We start from the raw sequence: 13,341 nt of genomic DNA, 5'->3' as shown, positions 1-13,341 counted from the left end.
GTCGCGCTCAGGCGCGTTCGATCTCTTCCAGTCGGCGGTTGGTGGTGCGCTCGCCGAACAGCAGCATCACCAGGCCCATCGCCAGTGCGGCGATGGCGAGGTAGACGTAGACGGCGGGCAGCCCGAGGCCGGAGTACAGGCCCGCGACCAGCAGTCCGCCGACCACACCGGCCAGCCGCCCGGAACCGTTGGCGATGCCGGATCCGAGTCCGCGCAGGTGCAGCGGGAAGACCTCGGCGATGTAGGTGTAGAGCGTGGCGACACCGGTCTGCATCAGCATCGCGGCACCGAAACCGCAGATCAGGATGGCGGCCGAGTGCGGGATCAGGCCGAACAGCAGCAGCAGGACGGCGACCGCGACCTGCAGCCCGAAGATGACGGTCTTGCGCTCGAAGCGGTCGATGATCGGCATCGCCAGCAGCGCGCCGGGCACCGCGGCGATCGCCAGGATCGAGGAGAACGTCAGGCTCTGCGCGGTGGTGTAGCCGCGCTCGACCAGCAGCGTCGGGACCCACGAGCTGAAGCCGTAGAACGACAGGATCAGGAACACGCAGGCCAGCGCGGCCACGATCGTCTTGCGCAGGGTGGCGCCGCGCAGCAGTTCGCCGACCTTGCCCGCGACGACGGGCTTCTCGGCGACGGGTTCCGGCAGCGGTTCGCCGGTGCGCTTCTCGGCCTGGGCCTCCAGCTTGGCGACCAGGGCGTCCTCACCGCCGGTGAGGCCGTGGGCGGCGCGCCAGCGCACCGACTCCGGCAGCACCTTCAGCGCGATGACACCGGCGATCGCGCCCAGCGCGCCGATCACGAAGATCCACCGCCAGCCGCCCTCTCCCAGCGGCACCAGCAGGCGCGCGGCCCAGGCCGCGATCGGAACTCCGGCCAGGCCGATGGCCAGCAGCAGCGCCTGCCAGCGGCCGCGGTGGGCGCGCGGGAACATCTCGCTGACCCACACCAGCAGCACGCCGGTCATGGCCTGCAGGCCGAAACCGGTGAGGACGCGCAGGATTCCGAGGGACCACGGTCCGACCGCGAAGGCGCTCAGCAGCGAGAACAGCGAGTAGGAGAACACCGCGCCGATGAGCACGGGACGACGTCCGATCCGGTCGGAGAGCCGGCCGCCGACGATGGCGCCGACGAACATGCCGACGAACCCGGCGGAGGTGATCGCGCCGACGGCGCCGATCGACAGGCCCCACTCGGCGCGCAGGGCCGGGGCGGCGAAGGCGAAGGAGTTCAGGTCGACCAGGTCGAAGACGAACAGCGAGCCCAGCAGCCAGGCCCAGCGGTGGTGCTGCGGGGTGACGACCGGGATGCGGTCCAGGCGGGCGGTGAGGTCGGCGGTCGTCGGCGGTGCCGCGCCGGTGCCGGGTTCGGACGGTAGAGACGCCATTGTCGTGCTCCCTCCGGCGCGCTGCGCTGCGCGCTCCTCGGGCCCCGCGCCGGTGGTTCGCGGGGCGACCGGGTGGTCCCGGCCACACCCCGGACACTAATCATCAGACATTTAGAACCGCAAGGGTTCACCGCGGAAAATCGGACTCGCCGGCGCGCAGCAGGATCGCCCGCGCCCGCAGCTCGACCGGGCGGTCGATGAGCTTGCCGTCGAGCACCGCCACTCCCCCGGCACCCGCCGCGACCAGCACTTTCCTGGCCCACTCGACCTCGCCGGCGGTGGGAGCGAAGGCCCGCGAGACCGGCTCGACCTGCGCCGGGTGGATGCAGAGCTTGGCGGTGCAGCCGAGCGAGAGCGCGTGCGCGGAGTCGGCCAGCAAGGTCCCGTCGTCGCGCACGGCGGTGGTGACGCCGTCGATCGGCGCCCCCGCCCCGGCCGCCCGCGCGGCCAGCACCAGCGCGGAGCGGGCGTAGCGCAGGGCCTCGTTGTCGGCCGGGTCCACGCCCAGCTCGGCGGCCAGGTCGACGCTGCCGAACGCGGGCCGGACCACCCCCGCCGCGGCGCAGACCTCGGTGGCCCGGTGGATCCCGAGCGCGGTTTCGACCAGCGGGATGATCTGCGGGTTCGGTCCGAGCTCGGCGGCCAGCGCGGCGACCTCCGCGGGGTCCTGGGCCTTCGGGAGCATCACCGGGACGCCGGGCACCGCCGCCACGTCCTCGGCGTACCACGGGGTCGCGGGCGGGTTGACCCGCACGATCACGTTCGGCGGCGCGGTCTTCAGCCAGTCCGACACGGCCCGTCGGGCGTCCGGTTTGGACTCGGGCGCGACCGCGTCCTCCAGGTCCAGGACCACGTAGTCCGCGCCGGTCGCGACGGCCTTGCCGAACCGGTCAGGGCGGTCACCGGGGACGAACAGGATGCTGCGGGCACCGATCAGAGATTTCTCACTCATACATCAGACTTTTGCACAACAATCCCGCTCGGGGTAGCCGTGCGGGGATACGATGCAATGGCAGGCAGGGTCGCGACGCGGTCGCGGCACCACGAGGAGCACTCCGGAGCGTGAACAGATGAGCTCGAACCCGGACCGTCGGGGCACCGCCACCGACGCCGCCGACGAGACGCCCCGGAGCGCCCCGCGCGCGAACCTGCGGGTGCAGAAGGTGCGGCCCGCCTACCGGCAGGTCGCCGACGAGCTCCGCTCCCAGATCATGCGCGGCACCCTCGAACCCGGCTCGCGGCTGCCGTCCGAGTCCGAGCTGACCGGCATGTTCGGCGTCAGCCGCTCCACCGTCCGCGAAGCGCTGCGCGCCCTCGCCAGCCAGCACCTCATCGAGACCCGGCGCGGCGTGCAGGGCGGATCGTTCGTCGCCGCACCCGAACCCACCAAGCTCGTCGACGATCTCGGCGGCATGCTCGGCGTCCTCGTCACCACCCCGCAGATGGGCATCGGCGACCTCCTCGAAGCGCGCCTGCTGCTGGAGCCCGCCGCGGCCCGGCTGGCCGCCCAGCGCGCCGACGCCGACACCGTCGAGGCGCTGCGCGCCGCGGCCGAAGCCCCGCGCGATTCCCGCGATCCCAGCGGATTCGTCACGCACATGGACTTCCACACCATGATCCTCATGGCCACCGGGAACCTGATGCTGACGATGATGGGCCAGCCCGTCAGCGACGTCCTGCGCACCCGTCTCGACCGCGCCTCGGTCGCCCCGGAGCAGTGGGACCAGGTCGACTCCTGCCACGTCGCCATCACCGACCACATCGCCCGCGGCGAAGCCGCCGAGGCCGAGTCCCTGATGCGCGACCACCTCCTCGACCTCAAGGACCTCTACACCGAGACCTGGCGCGGCTCGACGCAGGACTGAGCCGGGTCAGGTCTCCGGGTCGAGGTGGGCCCGGATCCGGTAGTCGACCCGGACGTCGTGGTAGGTCGTGTTCTCCGCGACCGGGCGCGGGAGGTTCGTGCGGTCGCTGCCGGAAGTCGACCGGTCGGCGGCGTCACCGGTGAAGTCGACTCGGGTGTCGGGTGCTTCGAGGAACGTCATCTCCTCCGCGCGGACGGTGCTGGTGAAGGTGATGTCCGGGTCTTCGGACGTCATCGGCGGCGCTCCCTCCTGGACGACCGGGAGGTGCTGTCGCGACTGGTGCGCCTGGTCCTGCGCTCGGAATCGGCTGCTGCCCGGCGCTTTCGGGGCTGATCGGAGTCGTCGTCGCTCCCGACCACCTCGCGCGCGCCCTGCCCGACGTCTTCGACGGTGTCGCCCACGTCCTCGACGGCTTCGCCCGCGCCGCTGCCGACCTGCTCGACCGCCTCACCCGTGCTCTCGACCGCGTCACCGGCACCGGAACCGACGTCCTCCACCGCGCTCCCGGCACCTTCACCGACGTCCTCCACCGCCGACCCGGCGCCCTCGCCCACGTTCTCCACCGCACTCCCAGCGCCCTCACCCACGTTCTCCACCGCCGACCCGGCACCCTCGCCCACGTCCTTGACCGCCGACCCGGCACCTTCACCGACGTCCTCTACCGCCGACCCGGCGCCCTCGCCGACGCTCTCCACCGCGCTGCCGGCCCCGGCGCCGACCTCCTTGACCGCCGAGCCCGCGCCTTCGCCCACGTCCTCGACGGCTTCGCCCGCGCCCGCGCCCACGTCCTTGACCGCCGATCCGGCGCCTTCACCGACGTCCTCCACCGCGCGTCCGAGGCTCTGCGTGAGGTTCTCCAGGATCTGCGGGTTGCGGTCGATGGTCGTCAGAACCCGGTCGAGGACCTTGGCGACGTTGTCCAGGCGGACGTCGAGGTGGGCCTGCGCCTCCACGCCCTTGATCTGCAGCGCCACGCGGCCGAGTAGGGCGTCCACACCTACGTTGAGCTTGAGGAGGTCGAGAACCTCGGCCTGCAGCGAAACCCGCGCGCGGAGGTTCTCCACCTCCAGGCTGATCTCCTCGACCTTCACCACGGGAATGTCGAGGTATACGTCCGGGTGCTCGTCGTTCGAGCTGTACCCACCGGGCGAGCCGGACCCATCGGGCGAGCTCGACACCCGCTCCCCCTCGACGCCGGATTCCACCAGCTCCCCGTTGACGCCCTCGTCCTCGAGTCGCTCGTCCCTGTCCGCCATCGTCGAATCCCCCCGTTCCCGCGGTCGGCAGGCGCCCTGCGCTAGCTCCAGCCTTAGTCGATGGGGCCGCCGGCGGAGAAGAGAACTTCGTCCCTACCCGTCGCGTTGCTGCGCCCCTAGGTTCGGCTCCCTGCACCGGATGCAAACGCATCACACCGCTGACGCGTGCCACCAGGGACAACGCCGCGCTCGCCGCTCTGCGGACGATCAGTGAACTCGATGTGTGGACGCGCTCGTCCGGGGGTAGGTCTGACTGGACCGCGCTTCGCGGTCAGCGGATTCCATCGCTCCAGCAGGAGGTCGGGATGAAACAGGGACCTCAGATCGCGACGGCGGTGGCGATCGGGTACGCCCTCGGTCGCAGTCGCCGGATGAAGCTGGCCCTCATGGTCGGCGGGGTCGTTCTCGGGCGCCGCATGGGAGATCCCAAGGAACTGCTGGCCAAGGCCGGCGACACCCTCTCCCCGTCGGGCGAGCTCCGCGACCGCCTCGTCGACGCGGCCAAGACGGCAGCCGTCGCCGCGGCGAGCAGCAAGCTCGACTCCCTGGGCGACAACCTCTCCGAACGCGCCGCGAAGATCCGCTCCCCGCAGTCGGATTCTTCGGAATCCGAGGAGGAGGGAACGAAATCGACTTCTTCGGAGCAGGACGAGTCCGGTTCCGAGCAAGACAAGTCCGGTTCGGATCAGGAACAGCCGAGCGGCGAGAAGCAGGAGCGAACCTCGGCGGCGAAGTCCGCTCGTCCGCCGCGCAAGCCGTCCGCGCCGCGCGCCGCCTCGACCGCCCCGCGCAAGAAGGCCGCCGCGTCCTCGTCCAGCAGGTCGGGTGGGAACGATGGCTGAGCGCGAGAAGACCCTGAAGGACGACCTGCCGCTCGATCACCTCAAGGACGCCGGGCAGGAACTGCTCGAAGCGGTCGTCTCCCGCGCCGTCGGCTCGGTCACCGGCAAGGTCACCGGACTCACCGACAAGCTCACCGGTGTCGCCGACAACGGCGGGTCCGGGCTGACCGCGGCGCTGACCGGCGCCAAGGACCTCGCCGAGGGCAAATCACCGGTCACCTCCGCGCTCAGCGCCGGGATGGCCGGGGTGAAGGACAAGGTCAAGAAGGCTGTCGGTGGCGGTAACGGTGGTGGCGGTGGCAGCGGGGGCTCGAAGGTGGTCAACATCATCGAGGAGGTCGACGTCGGCCTTCCGCTGCGCGTCGCCTACGACCAGTGGACCCGCTTCGAGGACTTCCCCGGCTTCACCAGGAAGGTGGAGAAGGTCGAGCAGGAGTCCGACGAGACGATCTCCTGGCGCGCCCAGATCTTCTTCTCCCACCGCGACTGGGAGTCCACCATCATCGAGCAGGTCCCGGACGAGCGGATCGTGTGGAAGTCGACCGGCGCCAAGGGCTACGTCGACGGCGCGGTGACCTTCCACGAACTCGCGCCCACCATGACGCGGATCCTGCTGGTCCTGGAGTACTACCCGCAGGGCTTCTTCGAGAAGACCGCCAACCTCTGGCGGGCCCAGGGCCGACGCGTGCGCTCCGACTTCAAGCACATCAAGCGGCACATGATGACCAGCACGATCCTCGAACAGGAGGAGGTCGAGGGCTGGCGCGGCGAGATCCGCGACGAGGAGGTCGTCAAGACCCACGAGGAAGCGCTCGACGAGGAGGACCGGGGCCCGGAAGAAGACCAGGCAGAACAGGACCAGGAAGAGCAGGGCCAGGAGGACACCGACTACGAGGACGAGGAGCAGGACGAGGAGGAGCCCGAGCGGCGCGTGCCCGCTCAGACCTCCCGCTCGAAGTGACCCCGCTCCACCGCTGCGACTGCGCCCCGCCCGATGCGGGGCGCGGTCGCGTGATCGGGACCACGGCGACCGACCTCGGGGCTGTGTCAACATCGTTGACGTCACGCCTGCGCAGCACGAGGAGACGAGTGTGGAAACGAGCACCATCCGGCACGACGTCACCGACGGGGTACTCGTCGTCACGCTCGACCGTCCCGACCAGCTCAACGCCTTCACCCCCACCATGGCCGACGAGCTGGAGCGAACGTTCGTCCAGGTCAACGACGACGACTCGATCCGCGCCGTGGTCGTCACCGGCGAGGGGCGCGCGTTCTGCGCCGGGATGGATCTCAGCAGCGAGGGCAACGTCTTCGGGCTCGACGAGTCGAAGTCGCCGACGCTGGCCGACATGGACGACCTCTCCTCCCCCGAGCTGAGCCGCGTCCGCGACACCGGCGGGCGGGTGACGCTGGCCATCCACGACTGCCGCAAGCCCGTCATCGCCGCCATCAACGGCGCCGCCGTCGGCATCGGGGCGACGATGACGCTGGCGATGGACGCGCGCCTGGTGTCGAGCAAGGCCCGGTTCGGCCTGGTCTTCGGGCGGCTCGGGATCGTGCCCGAGGCCGCGTCGACGTGGTTCCTGCCGCGCATCGTCGGCATGCCCCGGGCCCTGGACCTCGTCTACCGCGCCGACATCCTCGACGCCGCCGCGACCGCCGAGATCGGCCTGGCCAACTCGGTCCACGAGCCCGACGAGCTGCTGCGGGCCGCAATGGACCTCGCGGACGCCTGGACGAAGGGCAAGTCGCCGGTGGCCACGGCCCTGACCAGGCAGATGATGCGCCGCAACAGCGCCTACGACCACCCCCGCGAGGCGCACCGGATCGACTCGCTGGCGATGTTCCACACCAGCGTCGGCGACGGCAAGGAAGGCGTCGCGGCCTTCACCGAGAAACGGGACGCCGAGTTCCAGGGACGGGCCTCGGAGCTTCCCGCCTTCTACGACGAGTGGATGCACCGCTGATCGAACGTTCCCAGGTTCTTCCCAGCTCGTTCACCGCGAGCACGCGCACTTCCCGCCTAACTTGGTGAGCGCAGTCGGGGAGAGCGTGGGAAGGCGGATCATGGGTGGTCTCACCAGGCGTGTCGCGGAGCTCTCGGGGGAGCTCCGCGGCCACGTCGTCGGCCAGGCCGCGCTGTTCACGGGGATCGGCGCGGCCACCACGCTGGGCAACGCGGCGCTGTACGTGCTGCTGCGCGGCACGTTCAGCGCCGGGTTCGCCAACGTGCTCTCGGTGCTGATCACCACGATCGCCAGCAGCCTGGCGCACCGCCGCTGGGTGTTCGCCGGTCGCGACGAGCACCCGATGCGGATGCACCTGCAGACGCTGGCGACGTTCGGCTTCTACTGCGCCTCGAACCAGGTCGCTCTCTGGCTGCTGGGCCTGGCCGTCGCCGACCCGTCCAGCACCGCCGAGGCCACCGCCGTCACGGCGATGGCCCTCCTCGGCGGCACCACCAGATTCCTCGCAATGCGGCTCTGGGTCTTCGCCTTTCGCCGGTCCGATGTGGAGGCGCCCGGCCGGGCCGAAGCGCAGGTCGTCACGCGCTGAGGTCGGTGTCCCGGGGCTCGCGGACCGCGGTGGCCGCGAGGAGGGAGATGACGCTGAGCACCATGATGTAGGCGCCGACGGCGTAAGCGCTGCCGGTGGCCTGGGTGAGGGCTTCGGCGATCGTGGGCGCGAACGCCCCGCCGAGGATGGCGCCGAAGGCGTAGCCGATCGAGACGCCGGAGTAGCGCACCTTCGCCGGGAACATCTCCGCGTACATCGCCGACATCGGACCGTAGGAGAGCCCGATGCCGAACGACAGCACCACGATGGCCAGCGCGAACATGACGCCGGAGCCGGTCTCCATCATCAGGAACATCGGCAGCATCCACGCGAACACCGCCGCGTAGCCGATCTGGAATGTCCGCACCCGCCCGATCCGGTCGGACAGCGCTCCCGCGTAGATGGTGAACACCAGCCAGCCGACGGCGCCGACGATCGTCGCGAGCAGCACCGTCGGCCGCGCGAGGCCCAGCGTCTTGCCGTAGCTGAGGAAGTAGGCGATGACCAGGTAGCCGGCCGCGTTGTTGGCGACGAAGATCAGCGCCGAGAGCACGACGTTGCGCGTGTTGGTGCGGAACAGCTCGCTCAGCGGCGCCGAGGAGTGGGCCTTGCGCTCCAGCATCTCCTGGAACACCGGGCTCTCCTCGACCAGTCGGCGCACCAGGTAGCCGAACACGATGAGCACGACGGACAGCAGGAACGGGATCCGCCAGCCCCAGGAGTTGAACTGCTCCTCGCTGGTCGACGAGCTGATCACCCACAGCACACCGGTCGCCAGGATCAGCCCCAGCGGCACCCCGGTCTGCGGGTAGGCGCCGAAGTAGCCCCGCTTGCCGCGCGGCGCGTGCTCGACGGCCATCAGCGCCGCGCCGCCCCACTCACCACCTGCGGAGAAGCCCTGCACGACGCGCAGCACGATCAGCAGGATCGGCGCCCCGACCCCGATCTGGGCGTAGGTCGGCAGCAGGCCGATCAGGGCGGTGGCCGACCCCATCATGATCAGCGTCATCACGAGCATGGCCTTGCGCCCGAGCCGGTCGCCGAACCGCCCGGCGATCACCGCGCCCAGCGGCCGGAACAGGAAGCTGATCCCGATGGTCGCCAGCGACAGCAGGCTGGCCACGCCCGGCGCGTCCTGGCTCAGCGGCGCGAAGAAGTGCGGCGCGAACACCAGGCTCGCGGCCTGCGCGTAGATGAAGAAGTCGTACCACTCGATGGTCGTCCCGACGAGCGTGCTGGCGAGCAACCGCCGCTCATCGCGGGTACGGCTGACGCGCGGTGGCGAGTCCGACATGGCTGAACCTCGTTGTTCGGTCGTAGTGTCGACTGCCTGTTTAGCCGGGACACCGCCCCAGGTCGAGACCTACCCGTGCACATTTCCGACGAATTCTCGCTTCCGCCGGCGCACCAGGCGCAGCACCACCCAGGTCAGCAGCGCCAGAACGGCCACCACGAGGTACTCGATGAGCGGGATGCGGACGATCTCGTTCAGGCCGAGCAGCGACCGCCCGGAGTACACCGCGACCGCAGCGGCGAGGTAGAGCGCGGCCAGCACCCAGCGGACGGTCCGGGACAGCCCCAGACCGTGCATCTGGGTGATCACGAAGACGCCGAGGAAGCCGAACAGGAACATCGGCCACATGCCGTCCGGCCCGGAGTTCATCACCGCCACCAGCGTTCCGTGCACGGCCACGAGCAGTTCGAGGGTCAGCGTCCACCAGCGGTCGGTGTGCGCGCGGGTGAAGAACAGGCTGCCCTGCAACAGCAGCAGGAACATGTAGGCGAAGCCGATCAGGTGCCCGCTGGTGGTCTCCATCGGGTGGTACCAGAAGGTGTAGATCGCGGCCCAGCTGAACAGGTACCCGTGGTACTCGCGGAAGAAGCGGGTGATCTCCGCCGAGATCGGCGCCGGGCGGCCGAAGAACATCCCGCGACGGCGGTTCTCCATGATCAGCACGACGATCAGCAGCAGGATCACCGAGCCCTGCGAGGAGAAGATCGAAACGTCCTGCGCGAGACCGTCGTAGAACACCTGCGTCTGCACCTCGTGCAGCGCGATGAACCCGAGGTGGGCGATCAGCGCGACCACGTTCACCGGGTGCAGGCCGCCGGTGTAGCGGCGCACGTGCCGCTGCGCGTAGTAGATCAGCCCCCACCCGACGAGCTGGTGCGCCGCGTACCCGGCCCACGCCGAAGCCCTGGTCCAGAAGGTCGGCTCGGGCAGCTTCCAGTAGTACCAGGAAGCACCTTGATCAGGTGATAACCGCACGTCCCCGAGCCAGAACCCACCGGCCCACACGGCCGCGGTGAGCACCAGGCTCACCACCACCCCCGCACCGAGCACAACCCGCGCGCTGTTCACCACGCGCACCATCATCCCGCACGCGGGCCGGTTTCGGTTCGATCGTCCGTTCTTGACCTGGTGTGATCCTGGACGTAGCTTGCCCAGCAAGCGCTTGGTTCGGGGAGGTGTTGGCGGTGGTCGCTGCCGAGGTGGTGGATCGGCGTCAGGTGCGGAAGGTGGCCCTGTCCGGGCTGCTGGGGCCGTGATCGAGTACTACGACTTCCTGCTGTACTCCACGATGGCCGCGCTGGTCTTCGGGACGCTGTACTTCCCCGGGTCGAACCCCGCGGTGTCGACCATCGCCGCGTTCGGGACGCTCGCCGCCGGGTACGTCGCACGGCCGTTGGGCGGGTTGCTGTTCGGCCACTTCGGCGACCGCATCGGGCGCAAGTCGGCGCTGGTCACGAGCATGGTGCTGATGGGTGTGGCGAGCGTGCTCATCGGCGTGCTGCCCACCTACTCCTCCATCGGACTGACCGCGCCGGTGCTGCTCGTGCTGCTGCGTTGCGTGCAGGGCATCGCCGTCGGCGGCGAGTACGGCGGGGCCGCGCTGATGGTCATCGAGCACGCCGACGCGCGGCGTCGCGGCACCTGGGCGGGGATCATGCAGGCGGGTTCACCGCTGGGCTCGCTGCTGTCCAACGGCGCGGTGGCGCTGGTGACGCTGCTGCCCCGGGAGGACTTCACGTCCTGGGGCTGGGGGTTCCGTTCCTGGCCAGCGCCGTGCTGCTGATCATCGGGCTGTACGTGCGGCTGAGCGTGGTCGAGAGCCCGCTGTTCCGGCAGGCTCTGGAGAAAGGCGTTGAGCGCGAGCAGGTTCCGCTGCTCCAGGTGCTGCGCAAGCCTCGCGCGGTGCTGCTGGCGTGCGCGGCCGGGATCGGGCCGTTCGCGATGACCGCGCTGATCGGGTCGCACAGCGTCGCCTACGCCAAGGGCCTCGGCTACGACCTGCCGGACATCATGCGGGCGCACCTGCTGATCAGCCTGACCGGGTTGATCGGGATCCCGCTGTTCTCCGCGCTGTCGGACCGCATCGGGCGCCGGCGGGTGCTGCTGATCGGGGCAGCGGGCGCGGTGCTGTTCGCGTTCCCGATGTACGCGCTGCTGGGGATGCGGACGGTGCCCGCGATGATCGCGGCGCTGGTGATCGCGCAGGTCTTCCAGAACCTCATGTACGCGCCGCTCGCGCCGATGCTCTCGGAGATGTTCGGCACCCGCGTCCGCTACACCGGCGTGTCGCTGGGCTACCAGATGGCGAGCCTGCTGGGCGCCGGGTTCACGCCGATGATCGCCGCCGCGATGGTGGCCGGGAGCGGCGGGTCGAGCCTGCCGCTGAGCTGCATCATCGTTGCGGCGGTGGGGATTTCGATCGTCTCGGTGCTGCTGATCTCCGAGACCCGAGGTCGGGACCTGGGCGAGTGAGCACGTTCGCGGAGATCGTGCTCGCGCGGGCCCGCGACTCGAAGACCGGGCTGCGCTTCGGAGACCGGTCGTGGAGCTGGGCGCAGGTGGTCGCCGAGGGGGCGAGCCGGGCCGGTCTGCTGCGCCGCCTCGGCGCGCGGCACGTCGGGGTGCTGCTGGAGAACGTGCCGGACTACGTGTTCTGGATCGTGGCCGCGGCCCTGGAGGGCGCGGTGGTGGTCGGGATCAACCCGACCCGGCGCGGGGCCGGGCTCGCCCGCGACATCCGGCACACCGACTGCGATCTCCTCGTCACCGAGGAGCGGCTCGCCGGGTTGCTCGACGGGGTCGACCACGGGGTGCCGGTGCTCGACGTCGACGGCGATCTGGACCTGCGCGACGAGGAGCTCCCCTCGCGGGTGCCCGACGCGGACCGGACGTTGCTGCTGCTGTTCAGCTCCGGCTCGACCGGGGCTCCGAAGGCGGTGATCTGCTCGAACGGTCGGCTGGGGGCGCTGGCGGAGTCGCTGGCCGCGCGCACCGAGCTGACCCGGGATTCGGTGTCCTACCTGTGCATGCCGCTGTTCCACGGGAATTCGGCGATGATGAACCTCGCGCCCGCGATGCACGTCGGATCGACCGTGGTGCTGGCGCGGAAGTTCTCCGCATCGGGATTCGCCCGCGACGTCCACCGCTACGGCGTCACGTTCGTCAACTACGTGGGCCGCATGCTGTCCTACGTGCTCGCCCAGCCCGAGCGAGCCGAGGACCGGGACAGCGCGTTGCGGCTCGCCGTGGGCACCGAGGCGTCGCCGGTGGAGGCGGAGCGCTTCGCCGAGCGGTTCGGCTGCCGGGTGTCCGAGGGCTACGGGATGAGCGAGGGCGTCCTGCGGATCAACCGGACTCCCGCCGCTCCCCCGGACTCGCTGGGCCTGCCGGTCGGCGGCGCCGACGTGCGGGTGCTGCGGCAGGACACCGGAACCGAGTGCGCGCCGGCGGAATTCGACGAGAGCGGAGTTCTGGTCAACGCCGAGGAGGCGGTCGGGCAGATCGTGGCGATCGGCGGCGCGGCGGCGTTCGAGGGCTACTACAACAACCCGGAAGCGCAGGCCGAGCGCGTGCGCGGGGACGACTTCTGGACCGGCGACCTCGCCTACCGCGACGCCGACGGGTTCTTCTACTTCGCCGGGCGCACCGCCGACTGGCTGCGCGTCGACGGCGAGAACTTCGCCGCGGCCTCGGTCGAGCGCATCCTGCAACGCTGGGACCCGGTCGAGGCGGTCGCGGTCTACCCGGTCCCGGACCCCATCACCGGAGACCAGGTCATGGCCGCCCTCCAGCTCCGCTCCGACTTCGACCCGGACGCTTTCGCGGCCTTCCTCGCCGAACAGCCCGACCTCGGCACCAAGTGGCTCCCCCGCTTCGTCCGCATCACCCCGGAACTCCCCACGACGGCCAGCAACAAGACGGCCAGAATCCCGCTCCGCCAAACAGCCTGGAGAACCGACGACCCCGTCTACTTCCGCCAGGGCCCGGCCCCGAGCTACCACCCCCTCACCCCGGAACGCCGCGACGCGTGGGAGCGGGGCTTCGTCACGGCTGGGCGCACGGGTGCGGCGCCTCGGGGTGAGACCGGAGACAGTTTTAGCCATAATTGACCCATGATCATGTCCGTTATGTCCGGTCA

General features: G+C 70.3%; 14 protein-coding genes. 8 read left to right on the top strand and 6 right to left on the bottom strand.

From position 1 onward, the window contains the following. Positions 1 to 7: 7 nt before the first annotated feature. Together REH65_RS29510 and REH65_RS29505 are read right to left on the bottom strand one after the other, a co-directional pair. A complete protein-coding gene (locus tag REH65_RS29510; RefSeq protein WP_406690024.1) occupies positions 8 to 1,390 on the bottom strand; it encodes an MFS transporter in 1,383 nt (460 codons plus the stop codon). Positions 1,391 to 1,517: 127 nt separating this feature from the next. Further along, on the bottom strand, positions 1,518 to 2,342 hold the full coding sequence (locus REH65_RS29505; protein WP_406690023.1) for an HpcH/HpaI aldolase/citrate lyase family protein: 825 nt from the start codon (positions 2,340 to 2,342) through the stop codon (positions 1,518 to 1,520). Positions 2,343 to 2,460: 118 nt separating this feature from the next. On the opposite strand from REH65_RS29505, the gene REH65_RS29500 reads away from it, so the two are divergent. Then, complete coding sequence (locus REH65_RS29500) at positions 2,461 to 3,255, top strand: FadR/GntR family transcriptional regulator (RefSeq protein WP_406690022.1); 795 nt, start codon at positions 2,461 to 2,463, stop codon at positions 3,253 to 3,255. A gap of 6 nt (positions 3,256 to 3,261) precedes the next feature. Here REH65_RS29500 and REH65_RS29495 read toward each other — a convergent pair whose 3' ends face one another. Together REH65_RS29495 and REH65_RS29490 are read right to left on the bottom strand one after the other, a co-directional pair. Then, on the bottom strand, positions 3,262 to 3,489 hold the full coding sequence (locus tag REH65_RS29495; protein WP_406690021.1) for a hypothetical protein: 228 nt from the start codon (positions 3,487 to 3,489) through the stop codon (positions 3,262 to 3,264). Continuing rightward, positions 3,486 to 4,511 (bottom strand): hypothetical protein, encoded by a 1,026-nt coding sequence (locus tag REH65_RS29490; RefSeq protein ID WP_406690020.1) that lies wholly within the window; start codon positions 4,509 to 4,511, stop codon positions 3,486 to 3,488. The genes REH65_RS29495 and REH65_RS29490 overlap by 4 nt, the downstream gene beginning before the upstream one ends. Before the next feature lie 305 nt (positions 4,512 to 4,816). Here REH65_RS29490 and REH65_RS29485 point away from each other — a divergent pair, with 305 nt between their 5' ends. From REH65_RS29485 to REH65_RS29470, 4 genes are all read left to right on the top strand, one after another. Next, positions 4,817 to 5,353 (top strand): hypothetical protein, encoded by a 537-nt coding sequence (locus tag REH65_RS29485; protein ID WP_406690019.1) that lies wholly within the window; start codon positions 4,817 to 4,819, stop codon positions 5,351 to 5,353. After that, positions 5,346 to 6,314 carry an SRPBCC family protein gene (locus tag REH65_RS29480; protein ID WP_406690018.1) on the top strand — a complete coding sequence of 323 codons (969 nt, stop codon included), beginning with the start codon at positions 5,346 to 5,348 and terminating at the stop codon, positions 6,312 to 6,314. The genes REH65_RS29485 and REH65_RS29480 overlap by 8 nt, the downstream gene beginning before the upstream one ends. Positions 6,315 to 6,444: 130 nt before the next feature. Further along, complete coding sequence (locus REH65_RS29475) at positions 6,445 to 7,320, top strand: crotonase/enoyl-CoA hydratase family protein (RefSeq protein ID WP_406690017.1); 876 nt, start codon at positions 6,445 to 6,447, stop codon at positions 7,318 to 7,320. Positions 7,321 to 7,384: 64 nt separating this feature from the next. Next, on the top strand, positions 7,385 to 7,909 hold the full coding sequence (locus REH65_RS29470; RefSeq protein WP_406690016.1) for a GtrA family protein: 525 nt from the start codon (positions 7,385 to 7,387) through the stop codon (positions 7,907 to 7,909). Here the strand turns inward: REH65_RS29470 and REH65_RS29465 are convergent. Together REH65_RS29465 and REH65_RS29460 are read right to left on the bottom strand one after the other, a co-directional pair. After that, a complete protein-coding gene (locus REH65_RS29465; RefSeq protein WP_406690015.1) occupies positions 7,899 to 9,203 on the bottom strand; it encodes an MFS transporter in 1,305 nt (434 codons plus the stop codon). The two genes, REH65_RS29470 and REH65_RS29465, sit on opposite strands and share 11 nt — an antisense overlap. A gap of 69 nt (positions 9,204 to 9,272) precedes the next feature. Continuing rightward, positions 9,273 to 10,271, bottom strand: a complete 999-nt coding sequence (locus REH65_RS29460) for a hypothetical protein (protein WP_406690014.1) — start codon at positions 10,269 to 10,271, stop codon at positions 9,273 to 9,275. A gap of 184 nt (positions 10,272 to 10,455) precedes the next feature. On the opposite strand from REH65_RS29460, the gene REH65_RS29455 reads away from it, so the two are divergent. The 3 genes from REH65_RS29455 to REH65_RS29445 are packed head-to-tail and all read left to right on the top strand — an operon-like array spanning position 10,456 to position 13,312. Continuing rightward, positions 10,456 to 10,986 (top strand): MFS transporter, encoded by a 531-nt coding sequence (locus REH65_RS29455; RefSeq protein WP_406690013.1) that lies wholly within the window; start codon positions 10,456 to 10,458, stop codon positions 10,984 to 10,986. Further along, complete coding sequence (locus REH65_RS29450; protein ID WP_406690012.1) at positions 10,977 to 11,675, top strand: MFS transporter; 699 nt, start codon at positions 10,977 to 10,979, stop codon at positions 11,673 to 11,675. Before REH65_RS29455 ends, REH65_RS29450 begins: the two co-directional genes overlap by 10 nt. Beyond that, positions 11,672 to 13,312, top strand: coding sequence for an AMP-binding protein (locus REH65_RS29445; RefSeq protein WP_406690011.1), 1,641 nt, complete (start codon positions 11,672 to 11,674; stop codon positions 13,310 to 13,312). Before REH65_RS29450 ends, REH65_RS29445 begins: the two co-directional genes overlap by 4 nt. The last annotated feature ends 29 nt before the right edge of the window (positions 13,313 to 13,341 follow it).

This window comes from Saccharopolyspora sp. ID03-671, assembly GCF_045278815.1.
Taxonomy (GTDB): Bacteria; Actinomycetota; Actinomycetes; order Mycobacteriales; family Pseudonocardiaceae; genus Saccharopolyspora; species Saccharopolyspora ipomoeae.
Note: the sequence above shows the minus strand (reverse complement) of the source record. Positions and strands in the feature narration are given on the sequence as shown.